This is a genomic window from Blautia sp. HA9023 (assembly GCF_056504095.1).
In genome coordinates this window covers 153223-176309 of record NZ_JBWLUR010000001.1, presented here as the reverse complement: position 1 = coordinate 176309, position 23087 = coordinate 153223, and the positions used below count along the sequence as shown (strand labels likewise).

The following is a 23087-nucleotide window of genomic DNA, read 5'->3' as shown; positions in this document are numbered from 1 at the left end:
TTTTATTTCCATCTCCTTTGTTCAATATCACTCTTCATAAACAACCGATACCTCTGCCCTTCCTTCACAGCCGTCAGCTTTCCCCTTCTTACAAGGTCGTCGATATTCTGCTTGGAGCATCCCAGTTCTTCTGCTGCTTGGGCGGAATCTATAATATGGTCGCTTATCATGCTCTGAAGTTCGCTACTGGTAAGTGGAATCTTTTTCCCTGCTTTATGAAGCGTTTCTCTTGGGATGCACAGGCTTTCGCTTTCTCCCCAGCAGATTCCGTAGCCTCCTGTTTCTACTTTGACTGAGCGGAAGATTTTTTCATTGTTTAATACTGGTGCAAAGTGTCTGTCTGAGCCGACCAGATCTTCTAATTTACATTTCCGGACGGAGTCATCGTAAAAGGATATCAACAATGTGTAATTTTTCAGTGGGAATACATCTTTTACTTTTATGGTATTTCTTTTTTTGATATAGTCCGGGAGATCTTTTTCGGCAACGGGTGTCAGATAATAATAGTCCTGTGCACAGCGGCCGTCGGTCATGGCAAGGAGTTTGAACTCGTCATAGCTGTCCAGGCCATTGTCTTTCAGGATTCTTCCGAGATTTTGCCGATCCTGAGGGATAATCCTCTGCTGAACCCAGATTTTGCTCCAGTATGCATTTATGGTCTTTTCGCCGCGTTTCAGGCGGGAGGAAAGAATCAGGGGTGTTTCCCAGATGTCTGCATCATCCGGGAGTTCTATATAAAATCGCTTGTCTTTTTCATAATAGATGAGATAGGCGAGATTTTTTCTTGTTTTGTCTTCTTCATTTCTGATTACAAAAATCTTCATAGTATAACCACCTTTTCCAGATCATGTTCCAGATTTTTTCCTGTAAATACCGGGGAATAATGCCATCTAGTCCTTCCAATAATATTGCTTTATGTTTTTCCTGTAAGGGATGCAGCTGAGGCATTTTCTCCCGGGGAATCAGCTGCAGGTTTTGCTGTGCATAATAGGAGCCAACAAAACATTGTACCGGCCTGTCCTGCATAATATCAAATTTTTCGACTGCTTCTTCTGTATGACAACTGAACAGCAACGATAAGCCATGGTCGAAAATTGGTGCCAGACGCAGCGTTTTTTCTTCGGAATTGCGTAATACCTCGATATTTGCCCCGTGTCTGTCACGATTTAAAATAAGGAAATCAACCACCAGCATTTCATATACATATTTTTCCCATCCATTGCGTATACAGAATTCCATTGGTGTTTCATGAGCCAGATGTTCTGCTTCATAGAATGTATCCAGTGCTGCTTTGTTTTCTCCTATTTTCTTGAAATCTTCGGACATGCATAAGTACGTATCTATATTTTTATCATTTACGGTTATTTCTGCATGAATCAAATCGTAATGAAGGTGCTCTATTCCCAGAATATTCAGAAGTCTGTCTGTAATTAGTTCATTTACACATTCGTGTCCTATTATTCCATTTATACCATCATAATTAGATAACTTATAGTATTTCTTTGGTTTTTGTAAGTCGTCTGTTGCTTTCAGAAAAGAACCTGCTGTTCCGGATGAGGATCGGATCTGTGACCATTGAAGATATTTCAGGTCTTGTTTTTTCGTGAATGATACGGGTACTCATGCATAACCTCCTTTTTGTTTTATTATATGATTTTACTTGTTTTACGTCAAGTTTTTAATATTATAAAAGGTAGTCTCAGAATGGTTTGGTCTCTGAGGCTACCTTTTTCATCCACCAGTTTTTTCGGCCCTAATATAGTTCATATTTTAATTTTTATCTTCTGCATTATGAAGTACCTATCACCACCCTACAATCCTTCTTATAACAAGCAATCCCATACTTAATAACCGACCGCATGCCATCGTCCTCCAATTTTGCAGCATATTTCCGCTCTTCAATCTGACTCAGAGCTTTTATACAGGCGTCCTTCATTTTTCCATTTTCGGCATACTTTACCTCAATGACAATGCCGGTCCGGCTTTCTGGTATTTCTATCAGAATGTCACTGTAGCCGGTGCCGGATTCTGTTCTGAAAAAGCATTACAAAACTGATTCAGGGTGTCGCCATCCTGCCTTGAGGTCTGCCGGAACCACTCTCTGATCTGCTTTATGAAGAGATTTTTTACTCCCAGATTGGGGATCTTCAGACGGAACTGATTTTCTGCTGTTTTTCCTTTCTGAGTCAGATAGCCGGTGGTAAAAAGCACATTCCACAGATTCTCGATGCTGCTGTCTAGCTCATTATATGTCAGTTCCTGGTGGATTTCCTTTGTTACAGTCTCTCCTGCGATCAGTCTTTCGATGTCGTTTTTTGTCTGACTGTCTGCTCTGTTGATAAATCTTCGTACAATTGCGTTTCCACTGGTATTGGACCAATAATCTTCCGGTTTGGTGTTGGGATCTGCATATAATTTTTTGCAGTAACAGATTACGTCCCACGGGCAGTATACTTCTGTGTTTCCAAACTGATAGCCGTCGTACCATTCTTTGACTTCTGTATAGTGTCCGGATAAATCGTAATAGTTTAACATGTCCTGTACTTCTGTATCGGTAAAGCCAAAGTATTCGTCGTACTGCACATCCAGTACCGATAATACTTCAAAATTGTTCAGGCCTGTAAATATACTTTCCTTGGCAATTCTCAGACAGCCAGTTAATACAGCAAAGTAAAGATTCGAATTTGTTTTTAATACATTACCAAACATGTTTCGGATCAGAGATACCATTTCCTCATAGTAGCTATTCTGAAAAGCTTTATCCAGGGGTACATCGTATTCATCAATCAGAAGAATAACTTTTTTTCCATAATGTCTGCAAAGTAAGGAAGATAAGGTTAACAGTGATTTTTCCATTGCTGAGTATGACATTTGGAAATCGCCTATGTTAGAAACCATTGTCAGAGCTTTATACATTTTTTTATCTGTTTCTGATAACTCAGGGCTTTTTTCCAGAAAAGAAAATCTTAAGGCTTCTGCACCGATCGCATATTTCATTGCCGCACAGGCGCTCTCAAAGTTCATTCCTTCAACATTTTTCAGACTGATGGAGATTACGGGAAATTGTCCCATATATTTTTCACAGAATTCTCTGTCTTCGGAGATTTTCAGGCCGTCAAATACTGTTGGATCTGTCCCGATTTCAAAGAATGTCTGCAGCATGTTCATGTTCAGAGTTTTTCCAAAGCGTCGTGGGCGGGTGATAAGGTTTACTTCGCTCCAGTTTTGGATAAGGCTGTGGATCATTTCTGTTTTATCGACATAATAGAAGTTGTTTTTGATTTTTTTTTCAAAATTGTCTATTCCTACCGGAAGTTTCTTTTTTTTCTGGCATTGAGGTTCCTCCCAAAACAAAAATGGTTTCACGATATCATTATTTACTACGAATATGATATCATGAAACCTTTTTCACGTAAAGTTATACTCCCTGGCGAAGAAACTCTCCGTCTTCTCCGAGGAAATATGACAGGGATTCGACATTGTCATTTTTATAAATTGTAACATACGAATATCGGTTATATTCATCTACCAGTTCATTCCAGCCATTTACCAGTGCCCGAATATGCATAGCGCCTTTTTGGGTTCCTGCAATGGAAAAGTAGCTGTCCCGGTATTTTTCTTTTCCAAGAGCCCGTTTTTCGTAGGAAATCATCGCATCGAATCCGCTGCTGATAAGTTCCCGGATAAGCTCATTATCTCCTTTAATTCTTATAAGTAAATCACAGATCGCAATACTGCAGTAATACATCCGGATGCCGGGGTATGGATGATCATATGATTCTATATCTTTTTCCTGATAATTCGAGAAATCTCTGTTGGAGTTTTTTGCAAAGACATCGAAGCATAAATAAAAAGATAAAAACAAAAGATCAAAGGTTGCACTTAATACCTTCCTGTCTTCTTTCCAATATCCAAGTGTAATGGCCGTATTCAGCATTGCGGCATAATAATCTGCGTCAAATTCTCTCAGCTGTGTGAGCCAGTTATCTTTATTTGTTGTCTCGTCTGCATATAATTCTTCTATGAAATTGTCTTCTGAATTTGCCAGAACATGTCCATGGACAATATGTCCGAATTCATGGGCAATGATAAAATTCAGCATGGACTGATATAGCTCTTTTTTATAACTGTCTTCTTTTTCTTCTGACAGGTGAAATACTTTTCTGAAATTTTTATTACCGATGAATTCTTCGACTTCTTTCCAGAAAGCGACACAGAGTCCTATTGTCAGTACTATGTAGTTTTTTCCTTCGTATCTCTTTGCGAATGCATTTACTCTGATGTCATTTACGATCCAGATAGAGACCTGCATTTTTTCAAATACGTCCTCAGATACCCACGTCTTGATTCCTGGTCTCATTTCGGACAGCAGTGGGTTGGTGATTTCTGCTATGGAGTAGAAATCTGGGATGTATTCTAGAAGTTCAATTTCGGTTTTGTTTATTTTAATTTTCGTCTTTTCCATTACGCCCTTCTTTATCTTCATCAAACTTTTTCCTCAAATAGCTCATAATAAGTCCCATCTGTAAAGTCTGATAATTTTCTTTTATTATCCCTGCCACCAGTTCACATAATTCTTCTTTCAATCCTGTTTCATCTGCCAAATCTTCTTTTATAATGTCAATGGTATATCGACTACGAATATAAAAATCCACTAATCCATTTAATCCTATTGTCATATCCAGAAATTTGGAAACAGTCTCAAATCCAAAATCTCTATATTTACGTGGAAATTTAGGATTATAATAAATAATCACATTTTCAAATAGATATCTCAGAATTTCTTCTGCCTCAGATAAACTTCTCTCCTGAATTATACGAAGCTGTTCGAATGAGAAGTAAGTTTCCAAAGAATCTTCCACAGACTTTAAAATCCAGTTTCCTTTGTCTCCAATCTGATTCCCAAATACTTCTTCTGCTCTAATACGATCCCTTTTTAAAGCAATTCTCAAATTTTTCCATAATTCGTTATATTTCTTTGCGAGTTCTCTATTCTGAGGAACAGCATCATTATCCAGTTCTTCTTTGACAATAACCAGCCAGTTGGGTTCTATCTCATTCATTTTTTTTATATTTTCAATTAAATATTCCATATATCACCCTCACATTGAACCTGTAAATTTTCTTTGTAGTTTTTCACGTTCTTCTTTATCTTTTTCATTAAAATCAATAGCATATAAATATCGTGAATTATCATATGATGTATACTGATAACAAACTCTCTGTGCTTTAAGAGCTGTCACTTTATGAGTTCTCTCAGTGACTAATTCTGCGTCTATTGTTATTTCCCGATCAATATTTTCCACCTTGCTCCGAATATATTTTCGTCCTTCACTGGATAAATTATAAAAAGCACAATTATCACATTGAATTCTATCAACCAGTCCAGCATTCTCCAGAGATCTTAGCGTATCTGTAACCGAGCTTCTTGAAATCCCCAGTTCTATTAAATCTTTATGTCTTACATGTGAATGTCTATATAAAAATTCCATGATACTCCTGGCATTTTTATATTGCACTTCTATAAATTCAGCATCTACTTTTATATTCTTATCAGCAATAAGATTTTGGTAAATTTTATTAAAAGTATTATATTGATCCACTATTTGGGCTGAAATAATAAGAATTTGGTTCGCAGATTTATTCAATTCTTTTGTCAATTGTTTTCTCAATTTGCGCTGTTCTTCTAACAGTTGCTTCATTTTTTCCAGATTATTTCTTTCGTATGCTTCTAAATACGAATCTGAAATGGAAATCAGCAAATCCTGAAATAAATCTTCTACACCCCTGTCTGCAACTGCTCCTTTTCCATTATCTCGGCTAATATTTTCTTTTAACTTCGTAATGTAATATTCCATTTCACTCATTTCGTCACCTCATTTTCCAAAATATTCAATGGAATTTCCGTACAATAAATGCAGTTATCACAACTGTTCTTCTGACATTTTGTTATTCCATCATATACTTCCTGAAATGTACCTTCTGCACTCAAATCACAATTTTTACTCAATTTCGTGATAAGCCCAATAATATCAAAATTCTTTTTCTTTTTTTCGTCAGCTGTATGCAAGGCAGAACATGTATTACACCAAATCCAGTTACAATTTCTTGAAAAATTATGTTGCGCCAGAATTCGAAAATCAAAGCTTCCTGTTGAAAATGAAGGACTGCAGATCAATGTAGGATGAAAATTTTTGACAATCCCTTCTCGATTCTCCTCCTCTAAATAATCATAACATATAATGACACATATTCTTCCAAGGTCTTCTATATGCAGAATATGAATTACTTTTTCTTCATTTCTTTTTCGGTTAATATCTTCATATACAAATGCTCCATTTGAGAAATATTTGAAATCTGCATATTTCTTTTGTTTAAATAGTTCTTCACCCTGTAAAAATACGCTGCTTTGATTTTGATTCATTTCATCATTATCTGTTTTCTCCCAAATAGAAGGGAATACAATCAAAAGCGGAATCTCCTGTTCCTTTCCATCTAAACTCTTTTTAATTTTATCCAACATACACTGTGTTCCCAACATCTCAGGAAAAACAAGGACATCTACTTGATCTTCCCCCGCTTTTAAAATATTATTCAAAACTTTTTCAGTAATATGATCTTCATTTACAACACGCTCTACTCTAAAAAGTTTCTGCCCAGCATTTGTTTTTTCATTTTTCCGCTCATAAGGGGCACTGAATTCTACTGTTTTTTCTTTTGTCACGGGAGAAATTGCCAATTTCAAACTGCTTTTATCTTCAAAAGCCAAAGAGGAATCAAACACATAATTAACGGTTATTGTATTTTTTAGTGCATAACAATCCACATAATAGAAATTCTTCAAAACCGCCTCAAAACTGTTACGGATCTGAGTATGTTCCCATTTACATTTTACTTTTTCAATAATTAAAATCCCTGTTTCTTTACTATTAAAATTTAACGCAGTATATTCTTCTACTTCACTTTTAAATGTTCGATTTCTTTTATAGCATCTTTCTATTGCGCGATCCATATAGTAGAGTAATATCACATCATAATAAAGATTATTCCACCCAGAGGCAAGCGACTGTACACCAATCAAAAATGCATCCGTTAAATCTGTAATCTCAATTTCTTTATATGTACAATTATCATTCATCAACTGAGGAAAACGTCTTTTTAAAACCGAATAAGGTTCTCCATTCTGATTTTCGAAAACACTTCGAAAATCTTTTTCAGAAAATTCATGTTTATCTAACACTCTTCGCACAATACTCGCCATTAAATCAAAATATTTTCTCAACTGACCATGTATATGCATTTTCATACGCAAGACCTCTCTCTGTAGTATTTAGTATAACATTCCTTTTTTTGATCCGCAACCATTTTGTTCGGAGTTGTTCGGTCATCTTTTCAATTATTACTCAGTTTACTACATTTCATTACAAATTTCATTCTATTTTCATCGACAAATTTCGACTCTCCGCATAACAAAGTTTTCCCATTTCGGAATTTGCCATGAATTTCTATAAAAAAACGTCCCAGGTTCATTATGACTCTGAGACGTTTTCCATATTCGCTTTTATATTCGTTCTATCTTTCTTACAGTATCGCTCTAACAACCCTAGGCTTACATCCGGCTTTCTCCAGTGCTGCTACGATCTGATTCTTATGGTCGGTGCCAAATGCCTCCATGGTGATCCGAAGCTCTACAGCTGCATTTCTGTTGGTGCTTACAAACTGGTTGTGATCCAGTTTGATGACATTTCCCTGGTTCTCGGCGATGACGCTTGCAACACGTACCAGTTCGCCTGGCTTGTCCGGGATGAGGACGGATACGGTGAAGATACGGTCACGCTGGATCAGGCCGTGCTGTACAACGGAAGACATGGTGATCACATCCATGTTTCCGCCACTTAAGATGGATACGATCTTTTTGTTCTTAACGTCCAGATGACGGAGAGCTGCTACGGTAAGAAGACCGGAGTTCTCTACGATCATCTTGTGATTTTCTACCATATCCAGGAAAGCTACGATCAGTTCATCATCATCAATGGTGATGATATCGTCCAGGTTCTCCTGGATATACGGGAAGATATTTTTTCCCGGAGTCTGCACTGCAGTACCATCTGCAATGGTATTTACGTGAGGAAGAGTTACAACCTCACCTTTTTCCAGGGAAGCTTTCATGCAGGCTGCTCCTGCCGGCTCCACGCCGATGACTTTAATATGAGGGTTCAGAAGCTTGGCAAGTGTGGAAACACCTGTTGCAAGTCCGCCTCCTCCAATAGGTACCAGGATATAATCTACCAGCGGGAGTTCCTGTACAATCTCCATGGCGATGGTTCCCTGTCCGGTAGCTACTGCCGGGTCGTCAAAAGGATGGATAAAGGTATATCCGTTCTCCTCTGCAAGCTGAAGCGCATGGGCACATGCCTCATCGTAAACATCTCCGTGAAGGATGACTTCCGCTCCATAGCTCTTGGTACGCTCCACCTTGATCAGTGGTGTGGTGGTGGGCATGACAATGACGGCTTTTACTCCGTATTTATGTGCAGCATAGGCAACGCCCTGTGCATGGTTTCCTGCAGATGCTGTAATCAGACCTTTGTTTCTCTCTTCGTCAGAAAGTGTGCTGATCTTATAATATGCGCCACGTACTTTATATGCACCGGTACGCTGCATGTTCTCCGGTTTCAGGTAAACCTTGTTTCCTGTCATATCAGAGAAATAACTGCTGTATATCAGCTTTGTTTCCTGTGTCACTTCTTTTACTTTTGCTGCCGCTTCTTCAAAGCTTTCTAATGTAAGCATAATTAGCTCCTTTCTTCTACGTCAAAGAGGGCGTTTACAAATGCGTCTGCGTCGAATTTCTGCAAGTCATCGATGCTCTCGCCTACTCCGATGTATTTTACTGGTATATCAAGCTCGGACTGGATCGCTACGGCAATTCCACCCTTGGCTGTACCATCAAGTTTGGTAAGGATAATTCCGGTAACGTTGGCTACCTCGGCAAACTGTCTTGCCTGAGAAAGCGCGTTCTGGCCGGTGGTTCCGTCAAGGACTACCAGAGTTTCCAGATATGCTTCCGGGTACTCACGTTCCAGAATACGGTAAATTTTGCGAAGCTCCTCCATAAGGTTCTTCTTATTGTGAAGTCTTCCTGCTGTGTCGCAGATCAGAACATCCGCATTTCTGGCCTTGGCTGCTGCCACCGCATCATAGACAACCGATGCCGGGTCTGCACCGTCCTGTCCGCCGATGATCTCAACACCTGCACGGTTAGCCCACTGTGTCAGCTGTTCTCCTGCTGCCGCACGGAACGTATCTGCCGCACCAAGGATTACTTTCTTTCCCTGATCCTTCAGTTTACCGGCAAGTTTACCAACGGAGGTAGTCTTACCGACTCCGTTGACACCGATCACCAGGATCACGGATTTCCGGTTCTCGAATTCATATTCTGTGCTCTCCACCTGCATCTGCTTCTTGATACTGTCGATCAGAAGCTGCTTGCACTGGGACGGCTCTTTGATATGCTGTTCAGCCACCTGTTCCTTCAGGTGCTCCAGAATGGAGGTGGTTGCGTTAATGCCGATGTCTCCCATGATCAGGATCTCTTCCAGCTCTTCGTAAAAATCATCATCAATACTGGAAAAACCGCTGAAAATGGAGTCAAAACCGGCAACGATATTATCTCGCGTTTTGGTAAGGCCGCTTACCAGACGTTTAAAAAATCCTTTTTTTTCTTCTGCCATACTGATTCATCCCCTTTATCACTGAGTAAGCTGGTTCTCGACCAGGTCTACCGATACCAGCGTTGATACCCCTTTTTCCTGCATGGTAATTCCATAAAGGCGGTCTGCAGCATTCATGGTACCACGTCTATGTGTTATTATAATAAATTGTGTGTTCTTCGTCAACTTCTGTAAATATCCTGCAAAACGGCCTACGTTTGAGTCATCCAGGGCTGCCTCGATCTCATCCAGAAGACAGAACGGTGATGGTTTCAGGTTCTGGATGGCAAAAAGAAGGGCAATGGCTGTCAGTGCCTTCTCTCCACCGGAAAGCTGCATCATGTTCTGAAGTTTTTTTCCGGGCGGCTGGGAAATAATTTTGATTCCGGCCTCCAGAATATCCTCATCTTCCGCAAGCTCCAGAGTTCCCCGGCCTCCGCCGAACAGCTCCTTAAATGCCTTGTCAAATTCTTTCTGGATCTCTCCGAATTTTTCGGTGAACTGTTTCCGCATTCCCTCATCCAGCTCCTGAATGATCTGTTCCAGCGTTTTTTCCGCTTCCAGAAGATCGTTGTACTGGCCGCTTAAGAAGGTATGGCGTTCCAGAAGTTCCTTGTAATCCTCAATGGCATTGACATTGACAGAACCAAGGGCCCGGATCTCATCCTTTAATTTGTGGATCTGCTGTTTCATCACATGGCGATCACCAAGTTCTTCTTTTCGGTACTGCAGCGCATTATTCGGGGTAATCTCGTATTCTTCCCACATATAGGAAATACGGGCTTCCCGGTTTTCCTCGATCTTTTCCGCCTGGGTTTTCAGACGGAAACATTCTTTATCCAGAAGACTGATCTGATTGGACAGCTCATCCCGTTTTTCAAAGAACTCTTTATGACTCTTTGTACTTTCTTCTTTTTCCTGCTGCAGCTTTTCAAGCTGTTTTTCGGATGCTTCTTCTTTTGCGGCAAAGCTCTCGATCTCTACACGGACATTCTCGATGGTTTTTCTTTTCTGTGCTGTTTCCTGGCTGCCTTTTTCCAGGGAATCCAGGATTTCTTCTTTTTCTTTTAAAAGAACATCGATCTCTTCTTTCAGTCGTTTCAGGTTTTCTTTTATGAAGCTTTCTTTCTGCTGGGATGCGGATGCGTCCAGACGGATCTTTTCCAGAGTTTCCAGGGTTTGTGCCTCATCTTTTTTCCAGTCTTCCAGTTCTTTCTGGCGGGTTTCGATGAAGGTTTCCAGCTCTTCCTCGTCCTTTTTGGAAGTTTCCAGTTCCTGTGTGATCTGAGCGTTATCTGCCTGCATTTCTCTTGTCTGACGGCGAATTTCTTCCTGTTCCCGCTCGATCCTTGCATAACCGCCCCGGATTTCTTCTGCTTTTTTCTCCAGCTGCTCGATGTTCATCCTGGCTGTATTCTGCCCGATGGACTGTTCCTGGAATTTCTGCTGCAGGGAATTTACGGTATCCCGCATTTCGTTTCGTTTACTGCGGTTATCCTCCATGGACTGACGGATTTCGTTGTACCTGGCCGCCAGTTCTTTCACTTTTTTTTCCAGTTCTTCGATCTCACGGCGGCGGCCGAGAAGATTGCTGTTGTTCTTAAAAGCTCCACCTGTCATGGAACCACCCGGGCTTAAGGACTCACCCTCCAGAGTTACCATCCGGATACTGTGGCGGTATTTCCTGGCAATGGCAATGGCGTGATCAATATTGTCCACAACCAGTACCTTTCCAAGAAGATAGCCGATCAGTCCTGTGTACTCTTTGTCTGCACTTACCAGACCACTTGCAAGACCGATGGCTCCCGGTTCGTTTAAAGCTCCCCGCTGAGTGAACTCGCCTCTCTGGGAAATGCTGTTTAAGGGAAGAAACGTAGCACGTCCGTACCGGTTTTTCTTCAGGAATTCGATCATCTCCTTGGCAGTCTGTTCATTGTCTGTGACAATATTCTGGATGCTTCCGCCAAGTGCCGTCTCAATGGCGATCTCGTAGTTTTTCTCCACATGGATGATATCTGCCACAACGCCACGGATGCCCGGTACATGGTCTTTCTGCTCCATGACGCGGCGGATGCTGTTTCCGTAGCCATCGTAGCGTTCCGTAATATTCCTTAAGGATTCCAGACGGGAAGCCTCTCTGTGGTAGGCTCTCTGGCTTTCTTCCAGCTCTGTATTCTGCTGTTTCAGGGTTTCCTGGATGGCTTTGATCTCTTTTGTGAGGTTACTTCCTTCTTCCCTGATGGCCTGAATGGATTCGGTGATTGTATCGTACTCTTTTTTTGCCTGAGTGATGGCCGACTGCTGCTCTTCTTCCTGAGTTTTCAGAGAAAGCATTCTCTGGCTGATTCCGGCCTTCCGGATATCCAGCTGCTCCATCATGGCATCAAAACGCTGCGCTTTACCTTTGGTGTTGGCACGGGAGTTGAGGATTTCGATAATCTCGTTTTTTCCATCTTCTACTGCCTGGGTACATTCTTCGATGTTGCTCTGGATGTTATCCAGTTTTTCCTGTTCATCGGAAAGCTCTCTGCTGACTTCGCGAAGCTTTGCCTGCAGATCTGCCCTCTGCTCTTCCAGTTCCTCTCTGTCTGCGGATTTTTTCTCCGTATCTTCCTGAATGGCCAAAAGACGGCTGCGATAATGGCTGTCATTCTGCTCACCTGCAAGGATCTGTTCATGAAGGACATTGATCTCACCGGAAAGCTGCTGCTTGCGGATGGCACGGTCCCGGCTTTCCTCCCTGAGAGCATCCATACGCTGGTTCAGCTCTTCCAGAGATTTTTCCAGGCGTTCATACTCGTCTTTGGTGCGGCTGTGGGCGTCTTTTGCCTCCTGTAACTGATTTTCCGCGATTCTGGTCTTTTCTTCCAGCTCTCTGATCAGCTTGCCGGTGTGTTCATATTCCAGAAGGAACATGTTTACATCCAGTTCTTTTAAGCTTTCTCTTTTTGCCAGATAGATCTTCGCGGTTTCAGACTGGCGTTCCAGAGGTTCCAGCTGTTTGGTCAGCTCGCTTAAAATATCAGTGACACGGACCAGGTTCTGCTGTTCTTCTTCCAGTTTTTTCAAGGTAGTGTTCTTTCGTCTTTTGAACTTGACGATTCCTGCTGCCTCATCAAAAAGCTCACGGCGGTCTTCCGGTTTACCACTTAAGATCTTGTCAATCTGGCCCTGGCCGATGATGGAATAGCCTTCTTTTCCGATACCGGTATCATAAAACATCTCGTTGATGTCTTTCAGACGGCAGGAGCTTCCGTTGATGCGGTACTCACTTTCCCCGGAGCGGTACAGTCTTCTGGTTACGGTCACTTCCTCAAAATCCACCGGAAGCTTATGGTCGCTGTTATCCAGAGTAATGGCTACGGATGCAAAGCTTAAGGGCTTCCTGAGTTCTGTTCCGGAAAAAATAACGTCCTGCATGTTTCCGCCTCGCAGCTGCTTGGCACTCTGCTCGCCCAGAACCCAGCGGACTGCATCGCCGACGTTGCTTTTTCCACTGCCGTTAGGCCCTACAATACCGGTGATCCCGTTATGAAATTCAAAATTGATTTTCTGTGCAAAAGATTTGAATCCCTGCACCTCTATATTTTTCAGATACATTGGACACCTGCTGTTTATTTGATCCTGCGGATCGCCTCAAGGGCTGCGGCCTGCTCTGCCGCTTTCTTGGTATGGCCGGTTCCGGTTCCCATACTCTCTCCGTTGATCAGGGCTTCTACGGTAAAGCTCTTGCTGTGATCCGGTCCTTCTTCTTTCAGAAGACGGTATTCCACCGGATGGTTTCCACCTTCCTGCACCATCTCCTGCAGTACGGTCTTGCTGTCATAAAAAATCCTCTTATCTTCCAGGTCATTGAGGATAAATTTCAGCACAAATGTCTGGGCCGGTTCAAAACCGCCGTCCAGATACATGGCTCCAATGAGGGATTCCAGAGCATCGGATACGATGGAGTCACGTTTCCGGCCGCCCATCATCTCTTCGCCTCTTCCAAGAAGAATGAACTCCGGAAGGCCGAATTCTCTTGCACAGTAGGCAAGGCTCTTTTCGCACACCATGCTGGCGCGCTTTTTGGTAAGTTCTCCCTCCTGGTTATTGCGGAATTTTTTGTACAGAAAGTCACTGCTGATCAGTTCCAGCACTGCATCCCCCAGAAATTCCAGGCGCTCGTTGCAGCCAAGTTTTCCAAGATGTTTCTCATTGGCGTAGGAACTGTGCGTCATTGCCTGTTCCAGCAAAGATTTTGCGGTAAACTGATATCCGATGGTCTGTTCCAGTTTTTTTAAATTATTTTCCATTTCTTTTTCCCTTCGTTGCGCGGCGAAGAGTCTCCACTGCATCTCCTATGGTAACGATCTCTTCTGCTTCCTGCTGATCAATATGGATATCATAAGTTTCTTCCAGATCAATGAGGATCTGAAAGAAATCCAGAGAATCAATTCCCAGATCATCTACAAACGTAGTTTTCTCGGTAATGGTACCCATGGTCTTTCCCAGAGTTTTCTCGATGATTGTTTTCAGTATTTCCAGTTCCAAGACTGCTCGCCTCCTGTTCTGTCTGTAATACTTTCGGGACTTATCTGTCTGTACCCCGTATTTTGATTTCTGTTTTTTATTTTTCTTCGGTTTTTGCTTCTGCCTGTGCTTTCTGTTCAGCTGCAATAAATTCTTCGATCTTTTCGTTGATCTTTTCTTCCTTAAACTGCTCGCACTGGAAGATAGCATGGCGGATCTCCACACTCTTCGCGCTTCCGTGACTCTTTACTACCAGACCTTTCAGTCCAAGAAGCGGGGCTCCGCCATATTCACTGGCGTCAAAAGCTTTCAGGGTTTCCTTGAGGGCCGGTTTCACCATCAGGGCTCCTACTTTACTTCGGAGGCTTGTCATCATGCCTTTTTTGATCATGGATACCATGGTAGCTCCCACGCCTTCATAAAGCTTGAGGATCACATTTCCCACAAATGCTTCGCAGACAACTACATCTGCGTATCCTGCCGGGATGTCCCTTGCCTCAATGCTTCCGATGAAATTGATATCTTTGCATGCTTTTAAAAGAGGGAATGTGGCTTTAACCAGGGCATTTCCTTTTTCTTCCTCCGCACCGTTATTTACGATGGCTACTCTTGGTTTCTTAACACCAACCACGTTCTCCATATAGATGGAACCCATCTGTGCAAACTGTACCAGATGGTTCGGTCTGGCATCTACGTTGGCTCCGCAGTCGATCAGAAGGGAAACTCCTTTGGCTGTCGGGATCAGCGGAGCAAGAGGCGGTCTCTGGATGCCTTTGATCCTGCCTACAATCACCTGTCCGCCTACCAGAACCGCTCCGGTGCTTCCGGAGGAAACGAACGCGTCTGCTTCCTGTTTTTTTACAAGATTTAAGCCTACTACAATGGAGGAATCTTTCTTTTTCTGGATTGCCATTACCGGAGGCTCTGCGGTCTCAATCACCTGGGAAGCGTGTACCACACGGATTCTGTCTTTCGGGTAATCCTGGTATTTCTGAAGTTCTGCCTTTATCACATCTTCCTGTCCTGTGAGGATAACCTGAATGTTATGTTTCTCTTTTACGGCTTCTACGGCTGCCTTCACCGGCTCTACCGGGGCATTGTCACCGCCCATTGCGTCTACAACGACTTTTACCATTTCTGACATATGTTGTCCTTTCTCTGTCCGAAAACCTTTTCGGAATGCATATGGTACACTGTAGTGAAAATCCTCAGACCCAGCGGTACAAGGATTTTCACTGCAGAGTACCAAAACAAATGTACCGTTACTTATGATACTAAAATTCTGCCCGGGAAGTCAATACGTTTCGCGCAAACCCTGAAAATAAAACAGTTGAAAACAGAGAGCTTATAGCGGTATTCCCCGAAATGCTATAAGCTCTCTGCTGATATATCTTATTCTTTCTGCGCCTCGATCTGTTCCGCAAGGTCGTTTAAATACACCCAACGATCCATTTTTTCATCCAGCTTCTGCTGGGTTTCCTGCTGTTCTTCGGAAAGTTCCCGGAGTTTTCCGGCGTTGGTGGCATTGACTGCCATTTCTTTGTCGATCTGTTCCAGACGTTCCTCCAGTGCCGCAATGTCATCATCGATGGTTTCAAATTCTTTCTGTTCTTTATAGGTAAATTTCAGCTTCTGTTTCCGGTTCTGTTTCCAGGTATCTGCTGAGGATTTCTTTTTTTCCGGTTCCGGCATCTCGTCCTGGCTGCTGCCTGCCATATCCGAACGTGTTTCCAGTGTCTGGCCTTTTCTGGCTTTCGCTTCCAGATAATCGGTGTATCCCCCTTCATACTGTACCAGCTGTCCATCCCCCTCAAATGCCATAATGCGGTTTACCACATTGTCAAGGAAATAACGGTCATGAGATACGGTAATCACAATACCGGAAAAAGAATCCAGATAATCTTCCAGGATAGTCATAGTAGGGATATCCAGATCATTTCCTGGCTCATCCAGGAGCAGGACGTTCGGTGCCTCCATCAGGACTTTCAGAAGGTACAGTCTTCTCTTCTCTCCTCCGGAAAGTTTTTCTACAGGTGTGTACTGCATGGCCGGGTCAAAAAGAAATCTCTCCAGCATCTGGGAAGCGGTGATTCTTCCTTCTTTCGTCGGAACATATTCTGCCACTTCGCGAATATAATCGATCACTCGCTGTCTTCCATCCATATCCGGAACGTTCTGGGCGAGATATCCGATGCGGATGGTTTCGCCGATCTGAATTTCTCCGGAATCCGGAGCAACCAGTCCTTCTACCATCTTAAGGAGGGTGGATTTTCCACAGCCGTTGGGGCCGATGATTCCAAGGCGCTGATCTCTTAGAACAATATAATCAAAATCATTGATCAGAAGGCGGCCTTCTATGGATTTACTCACGTGATGGAACTCTACGGTCTTTTTGCCCATACGGGTTTCCACGGAGTCCATCTCTACATTCTGATCTTTTACCGGAGTTTTTCCTGCTTTCAGTGCTTCCAGACGGTCAAGCCTTGCCCTCTGCTTGGTACTTCTGGCCCGGCAGCCTCTCGCCGCCCATTCCAGTTCCATCCGAAGGACACTGCGGCGTTTACGGTCGCTGGCAAGCTCCATCTCTTCTCTCTGGGCTTTCAATTCCAGAAACCTGGAGTAATCTCCTGCGTAGGAATATAATTTTCCGTGGCTGATCTCCAGGATACGGTTGGCCACACGGTCCAGGAAGTATCGGTCATGGGTAACCATGATCACAGTTCCACGAAAATTCCGAAGAAAGTCTTCCAGCCAGGTAACCATCTCCCCGTCCAGGTGGTTGGTAGGCTCATCCAGGATCAGGATGTCTGCCGGATTTAAAAGCATTCTGGCCAGTGCCACTCTCTTTTTTTCACCGCCGGAAAGATTATCCATATTGCTGTTCTGGTCTGTAATTCCAAGCGTGTTCAGCATACGGCGTGCCTCGCTCTCCGTACTCCAGTCTTTCTGCCATTTGCCCTCTGCCACATAGTCCAGAATGGTCATATGCTGTGGAAATTCCGGAGTCTGGGGAAGCCAGCTGATACGAATTCCGTTCTGGGTGATCACCTGGCCTTCATCCGGTTCTTCTTCTCCTGCAATGACCCGGAGCAAGGTGGTTTTTCCTGTTCCGTTGACACCGATGATTCCGATCTTTTCTCCCTGATCAATGCCGCAGGAAATATCGTCAAAAATTACCTTGTCTCCAAAAATCTTGTGGATATGTTCTATATTAAGAATGTTCATGTGTGTTTCTCCATTTTCTTTTTTCGTAAGTTCCTGCAGATAAAGATATCTGCATTGGCTTTTTCACTCTACAACGAATAATAACGAATTTCCTGCTTTCCGTCAAGAAGCATGTATTTTGGGAACGGGGAAAACGGCTGCGTTTCATGCTCTGAAATACAGCCGTTGTTGTAAGGGTTTTTTTAAGGGTTTTGTCTGGATTTTTGTTGACAGTTTCTCATGTCGCCAGTTTTCTTTTTTACTTTCCGTATATCTACCGCCTTTCTTTTTGGATGACATCATTGTAAAAAATTTCCCGGCAAATGACAACTAACCTGTGACGAAATGACGTTTTCCATGATATCTTGCACTCTTTTTCCAGAATTTACTAATGATTTTGAGAGAATATGAGATCTTACGACATTTCTCTACAAAATCTCCCCCGTAAAACTTATGTAAAACCGTAAACTGCCTCTGGACATTCCGAAAAGTTATGCTATACTACCTTTACACTTATTTCTCCGGAGGTTACAGATTTTGAATATTGCTATTATTGATGACATTGCATCGGACGCAGAACAGCTGAAACGCATTATTACTTCTTATTTTGAAAACAGACAGATTCCCACGGAAATCCGGTACTTTTCCAGTGCGGAGACTTTCTTTGACGATTACCGGCCCGGAAATTTCCAGATCCTGTTTCTGGATATCTATATGGATGGCATTACCGGCATGGAAGCAGCCAGAAGAATCCGAAATCAGTCTGATGACTGCATTCTTGTTTTTGTGACTACCAGCAGTGAATTTGCGGTGGAAAGCTACGACGTAAATGCCGCCTACTATCTTCTGAAACCTTTTCAGTCGGAAAAGCTGTGTCAGATTCTGGATTCTTTTCGTCTGAAAGAGGCTCTTCATGCACGATATATCGAAATTATTTCTGACCGTGTTCCTGTGCGTGTGCCGCTGCACAGCATTCTATATGCAGATACATTCCGCAATGCCGTCTGCCTGCATACAGATGCCGGCCCGCTGCGTTCTTACCTTACATTCCATAAATTTGAGGAGCAGATCCGTGACTGCCACAATTTTCTCTCCTGTTACCGTGGATGTATGGTAAATATGGACCGCATCCAGGAAGCCACCGACGACGGATTCCTTCTGGATAACGGAGAAACTGTCCAGATCCGGAAACGTGGTTCTGCCGCTATCCGAAAAGCTTATCTTCAGTATCTTTTTTCGTCAGGCGAAGGAAAATCTCTGCCTTAAAAATCCCATTATGGTCCTGAAAGTCTGCAAGACCACCATAACGTGCCGCAACCTCCGAGATGGATTCGGTTCCGATTCCCTGTCCGGAATGTTTTCCGGAGAAAATTCCGTCCCTGCCTCTTCGAAGAGAACCTGTACAACTATTTTCTTCTTCGATCAGCAGTTTATTATTTCTGGCCCGGATCTGTACTCGGATAAATCTCGGGCTGCCATCCGGGCACCTTTCGGCTGCCTCAACTGCGTTTTCCAGCAGATTTCCAAAAAGCCGGCAGAAGTCGGTATCTTCGATTCCTGTATTCTCCGGTGCCTCCACCTGGCACTGAAAAGAGATTCTTTTTTCCCGGCAGATCTCCTCATAATAATGAAGAATTGCATCGGTTACCTGATTTTTACAGTAGGTCTGATATGTAAGCCTCTCCTGAAACTCCCTTGTATATCGGCAAAGATACGTCTGCATTTCCTCATACTGTTTCTGTTCCAGAAGGGCAGCCAGCACCCGGAGATGTTGCCGCATATCATGACGGACACGGCTGGTTTCATCCATCTGCGCTTTCAGTTTTTCATAATGTTTTTTCTGAGCAAGCAGACGCAGTTCTGTCTGTTTGCTGTATATCTCATAGGTGAGACGGATTTTGTACGCTTCTGAAAGATCTCTCCACAGCACGCAGGCAAACGCAATGGCCAGTACCATCCCTCCGGTCTCCGGAAACCCGCCTCCGATGATAGGTTCGTAAAGAGGCCAGATCCGATCTGCTACAAGGGAACAGGCGTAAACCGTTGTTCCCACCAGAACAATTTTCCCATATCCGCAGTAAGTTTCCCCGAAAGTATTTACCAGCATATAAAACGTCGCAACCCATTTGACAGCTTCGCTGATCCAGGATGCTTCATAGAAAATTCCTGCTGAGGGAAGAATATCCGCAAAAATTTCCAGAAGAAAAGCTGCCACAATCCAGACATCAATCATAAGAGACAGATATGTCCTGGTGCGGATATATACTGTAAGCACTCCAAACATGACGCAAATACAAAATGCCATGGCAAATCCGCTCCCAAGTACCCGCAATCCTCTCTGCATATTGATCTGAACCGGGGACCCGAACACCGGAATATACTGAATTCCGGATTTGACATGGTTTTTGTCTGCCACTGCTATGACAATTTCCGCCATTTCAGATCCCTGAAATGTAAAAACACGGTTCATAATCTGCTCTTTATAAGTTTTTTCATCCGGATCTCCCACTTCTCCTGCCAGTTCTCCGTTGATATAAATCCGGTATGCGGAAAAGACCTCCTTAAGAGAAAGGGCCCATGTCTGTTCTTTTTTCGGCAGAATCAAAATCATCCGATAGGTTCCGCAGCCATAGGGAGAGGTATTTTTGTCACCCAGTTCCATTCCTCCGTATTCTCCAATGGAAATATACCGGCTGTAATATCCGGTGTTTTCTTTCAGCATATCTGGAGTAAGAAGTTTCCCCGGAAAATACTGCCATTCTCTGACCAGATAATGCAGTTTCCCCGCTGCTTTTTCCTCATCCAGACAGAGAATTCCCTGAATGGGCTGCTCCCCTCTGGCCGTATATTCATTGTTCATGCGGTACATCAGAAAAAATGCCGTCATGGATAAAATCACTGTAATTCCGAAAATAAGAGTCCACAGCTTATTTTTCTTCTCTATGGCTGCCACCCCGCTTTCCGGATCGGTTTCGGATTCCCACCGTCAGGGCTGTGATTGCTGCCATTACCGTTTTTATGGCGTACCTCATGCAGATCCCCATAACAATCACTCCAAGTACTGATAAAATCCCATATCTTATTGTTTTTCGCAGATTGTGCATGTGATTCATCCCCTTTTGTGCTGTTTTAAATATCCATCTATATGCGTCCAGAATACCGCTTTTTCTCTTTTCAGGCAATGAAATCAATTCGTAATAAATCGACATTTTTCGAGAAAAACAAAGGTGCCAATCACTGCTATCACGCAGAATCAGCACCCTTTTTATATGGTTATTTCTTTTTTTGTATACCGGGAAAACGCCGGAAATAGTAAATGACAAACAGCACCGCAGTAATTACCCAGGACACCGGATAGCTGAGCATAATGCTGTTAATTCCGGGATGGGATTTTACAAAGGCAAACAGCCAGATAATCCGGATCATGCAGACGCCTCCGCATGTCAGAATCATGGGGATCAGAACTCTTCCGGCACCACGCAGGGCGCCGGACAGAATTCCGATCACAACATAAAGCGCATACGATGGGATCAGGAACCGGATCATATGGACTCCAATTTTCACCACTGTCTGATCTGTGGTAAATAGGCGGTAAATTGGTCCCGCAAACAGAACAATTGCACCACTTACAATAAATGCGGTAATATATGCCATTGCCATACAGACACGGACGCTTTTTCGCATGCGGTGGTATTTTCCGGCACCATAGTTCTGTCCCACAAAGGTGGTAATTGAGATAGCAAAGGCATTGCAGACCATCCAGAATACCGCGTCAATTTTTCCCAGGGTTCCCCAGGCTGCCACGGTATCCGTTCCCAGCTCATTGACAAAAATCTGAATAGTAAGATTGGCAATGTTGTACATCACAGATTCCAGTCCTGCTGGAAGTCCAATCCTTAAAACTGCTCCAAGAGACCGGAGATCAAAACGGATCTCATGGAATTCCAGACGGTAAATATCTTCTGCCCGCATCAAAAACCAGGTTACAAGAATGGCACTGACTGCCTGACAGCTGACTGTTGCAAGTGCAACGCCAAGAACTCCCATATGGAAGATTACAACAAACACAACATCCAGAAGAATATTCAAAAGGCAGGTGATGATCAGCACATAAAGGGGTCTTTTGGAGTCTCCTACTGCTCTTAAGATACTGGATACCATGTTGTAAACCAGATTGAAAAAAGTTCCCGCAAAATAGATATGCAGGTACAGTACAGAATCCGGAATTACTTCTGCCGGTGTTTTCATCAGGTGAAGGATCGGCTCTGCCAGGATAAATCCTGCTGTCCCCACAATTATGCTGGCAGCCAGACAGAAGATCATGGATGTGTGAAGCGCTTTTTTGAGATTTTTGTGGTCTTTTGCACCGTAGAACTGAGAAATTACCACAGCCGCACCGGAACATAAGCCCACAAAAAAGCCTACAATCAGATTCACAATCATACTGGATGAACCACCGACTGCAGCCAGCGCTTCTTTTCCCACAAAACGGCCTACCACAACCGTATCGGCGGTATTATAAATCTGTTGGAACAAAGTTCCAAACAGGATCGGAAAAAGAAAAACAAAAGCTGTTTCCAGATCACGCCCTCTGTGATCTGGTTCACGGCGGTATTTTTCTGATTTTTGTTCTCTTTCATATTTTTATTTCCCCTCAGAGTATAAAAAAAGCCGGTATACTTATCTCAGCATACCAGACTCTTTTCTGCATCATATATTGACTGTCTAATTAAAATTAGTCCTCAACTTTGATGATTTCCTTCTTATTGTAGCTTCCGCAAGCTTTGCAAACTCTGTGTGGCATCATAAGTGCTCCACATTTGCTACATTTAACAAGGTTCATAGCGCTCATTTTCCAGTTCGCTCTTCTCTTGTCACGTCTAGCTTTGGAAGATTTGTTCTTAGGACAAATGGACATAGGTTACACCTCCTTAAATTTACTGAATATATCACTGATAGCTGCCATGCGGGGATCCTTAGGCTCCTCCTTGCATCCGCAGGGACCTTCGTTCAGGTTCTTCCCGCAGCGGCTGCAGATACCTTTACAGTCTTCTTTACATAAGACCTTCAAAGGCCAGCATATCAATACCTCAAGATAGACCAACCGGTCCACATCCAGGTTCATACCTGTGAGATAGCTGCTTTCATCCAGATCATTGACACGTTCTTCGTCAGAAAGCTTCATGTCGAGCTTCTTCTTAAATTCCAGCGGTATCTCTACGGCTACTGTCTCGAGACAGCGGTCACAGGGGATTCCCACTGTAATCTTACCGGTTCCTGTAAGTTCAAGAACCTTGTCACCAGTATTGGTGATTGTAAGCTCTACCGGTTCTTTCGCAAGTACCGGAAAACTTCCCATCTGAAAATCAATCTTCTCCAGTTCAGGAACAACTGACTCCTGGATCGTCTTGCCATCACAGGAAGAAATGTCTAATAAATGAATCTGCATAAGTCTCTCCTATCCACACTCAATCCATTATACATATGGTCTTGTGATTTGTCAACGTTATTTTCGGGAAAATATTACATTTTTTTAATTTTTTGTTACTGTTGGCTTAATCGGAAATTCAGGGGCAAATTTCGGGGGTGGACTGTTACCTGTCCGCCCCCGAATGTATACTGCTGGTTCGCAGTAATATTCTGCCTGATTTCCGGCTA

At 43.1% G+C, this 23087-nt stretch carries 18 protein-coding genes and 2 pseudogenes; 1 reads left to right on the top strand and 19 read right to left on the bottom strand.

Translation table 11 applies throughout. The features are described 5' to 3' along the window. Positions 1-2: 2 nt before the first annotated feature. The 14 genes and pseudogenes from AC04Q6_RS00785 to AC04Q6_RS00720 form a co-directional block, all read right to left on the bottom strand. On the bottom strand, positions 3-824 hold the full coding sequence (locus tag AC04Q6_RS00785; protein WP_118071653.1) for a helix-turn-helix domain-containing protein: 822 nt from the start codon (positions 822-824) through the stop codon (positions 3-5). After that, positions 799-1380, bottom strand: coding sequence for a HipA domain-containing protein (locus AC04Q6_RS00780; RefSeq protein ID WP_294419558.1), 582 nt, complete (start codon positions 1378-1380; stop codon positions 799-801). The genes AC04Q6_RS00785 and AC04Q6_RS00780 overlap by 26 nt, the downstream gene beginning before the upstream one ends. A gap of 409 nt (positions 1381-1789) precedes the next feature. Further along, a pseudogene (locus AC04Q6_RS00775) lies at positions 1790-3366 on the bottom strand (AAA family ATPase). A 52-nt stretch (positions 3367-3418) separates the two neighbouring features. After that, the gene (locus tag AC04Q6_RS00770) at positions 3419-4465 is read right to left on the bottom strand and encodes a M48 family metalloprotease (RefSeq protein WP_244832791.1); all 1047 of its coding nucleotides are present in this window, start codon (positions 4463-4465) and stop codon (positions 3419-3421) included. Continuing rightward, positions 4446-5093 carry a hypothetical protein gene (locus AC04Q6_RS00765; protein WP_118071650.1) on the bottom strand — a complete coding sequence of 216 codons (648 nt, stop codon included), beginning with the start codon at positions 5091-5093 and terminating at the stop codon, positions 4446-4448. The genes AC04Q6_RS00770 and AC04Q6_RS00765 overlap by 20 nt, the downstream gene beginning before the upstream one ends. 9 nt (positions 5094-5102) lie before the next feature. Continuing rightward, entirely contained in the window at positions 5103-5867 is a 765-nt protein-coding gene (locus AC04Q6_RS00760; RefSeq protein WP_118071649.1) for a helix-turn-helix domain-containing protein, read from the bottom strand. Then, on the bottom strand, positions 5864-7306 hold the full coding sequence (locus tag AC04Q6_RS00755) for a hypothetical protein (RefSeq protein ID WP_118071648.1): 1443 nt from the start codon (positions 7304-7306) through the stop codon (positions 5864-5866). The genes AC04Q6_RS00760 and AC04Q6_RS00755 overlap by 4 nt, the downstream gene beginning before the upstream one ends. Positions 7307-7581: 275 nt before the next feature. Next, a complete protein-coding gene (gene ilvA, locus AC04Q6_RS00750; RefSeq protein ID WP_119248029.1) occupies positions 7582-8793 on the bottom strand; it encodes a threonine ammonia-lyase in 1212 nt (403 codons plus the stop codon). A 2-nt stretch (positions 8794-8795) separates the two neighbouring features. After that, complete coding sequence (ftsY, locus tag AC04Q6_RS00745; protein ID WP_118062468.1) at positions 8796-9734, bottom strand: signal recognition particle-docking protein FtsY; 939 nt, start codon at positions 9732-9734, stop codon at positions 8796-8798. 18 nt (positions 9735-9752) lie between these two features. Beyond that, positions 9753-13313, bottom strand: a complete 3561-nt coding sequence (gene smc, locus AC04Q6_RS00740; RefSeq protein WP_476389433.1) for a chromosome segregation protein SMC — start codon at positions 13311-13313, stop codon at positions 9753-9755. 14 nt (positions 13314-13327) lie between these two features. Continuing rightward, positions 13328-14008, bottom strand: a complete 681-nt coding sequence (rnc, locus tag AC04Q6_RS00735; RefSeq protein ID WP_021977667.1) for a ribonuclease III — start codon at positions 14006-14008, stop codon at positions 13328-13330. Continuing rightward, a complete protein-coding gene (locus AC04Q6_RS00730) occupies positions 13998-14246 on the bottom strand; it encodes an acyl carrier protein (protein ID WP_021977668.1) in 249 nt (82 codons plus the stop codon). The genes rnc and AC04Q6_RS00730 overlap by 11 nt, the downstream gene beginning before the upstream one ends. A 76-nt stretch (positions 14247-14322) precedes the next feature. Further along, positions 14323-15369: a phosphate acyltransferase PlsX gene (gene plsX, locus AC04Q6_RS00725; protein ID WP_476389432.1), complete on the bottom strand. Its 1047-nt coding sequence runs from the start codon at positions 15367-15369 to the stop codon at positions 14323-14325. A 248-nt stretch (positions 15370-15617) separates the two neighbouring features. After that, entirely contained in the window at positions 15618-17450 is a 1833-nt protein-coding gene (locus AC04Q6_RS00720) for an ABC-F family ATP-binding cassette domain-containing protein (protein ID WP_148447153.1), read from the bottom strand. A gap of 516 nt (positions 17451-17966) precedes the next feature. Here AC04Q6_RS00720 and AC04Q6_RS00715 point away from each other — a divergent pair. Then, complete coding sequence (locus AC04Q6_RS00715) at positions 17967-18695, top strand: response regulator (RefSeq protein ID WP_476389431.1); 729 nt, start codon at positions 17967-17969, stop codon at positions 18693-18695. On the opposite strand, the gene AC04Q6_RS00710 is transcribed toward AC04Q6_RS00715, so the two are convergent. The 5 genes and pseudogenes from AC04Q6_RS00710 to AC04Q6_RS00690 form a co-directional block, all read right to left on the bottom strand. Beyond that, positions 18634-20382: a GHKL domain-containing protein gene (locus AC04Q6_RS00710; protein WP_476389430.1), complete on the bottom strand. Its 1749-nt coding sequence runs from the start codon at positions 20380-20382 to the stop codon at positions 18634-18636. The two genes, AC04Q6_RS00715 and AC04Q6_RS00710, sit on opposite strands and share 62 nt — an antisense overlap. Further along, the gene (locus AC04Q6_RS00705) at positions 20357-20533 is read right to left on the bottom strand and encodes a hypothetical protein (RefSeq protein WP_476389429.1); all 177 of its coding nucleotides are present in this window, start codon (positions 20531-20533) and stop codon (positions 20357-20359) included. Before AC04Q6_RS00705 ends, AC04Q6_RS00710 begins: the two co-directional genes overlap by 26 nt. A 169-nt stretch (positions 20534-20702) precedes the next feature. Next, positions 20703-22069: pseudogene (locus tag AC04Q6_RS00700) on the bottom strand (MATE family efflux transporter). Between the two features lie 95 nt (positions 22070-22164). Next, positions 22165-22347, bottom strand: a complete 183-nt coding sequence (rpmF, locus tag AC04Q6_RS00695; protein ID WP_015525241.1) for a 50S ribosomal protein L32 — start codon at positions 22345-22347, stop codon at positions 22165-22167. Positions 22348-22350: 3 nt separating this feature from the next. Continuing rightward, positions 22351-22878 carry a YceD family protein gene (locus AC04Q6_RS00690; RefSeq protein WP_092069907.1) on the bottom strand — a complete coding sequence of 176 codons (528 nt, stop codon included), beginning with the start codon at positions 22876-22878 and terminating at the stop codon, positions 22351-22353. Positions 22879-23087: the final 209 nt, after the last annotated feature.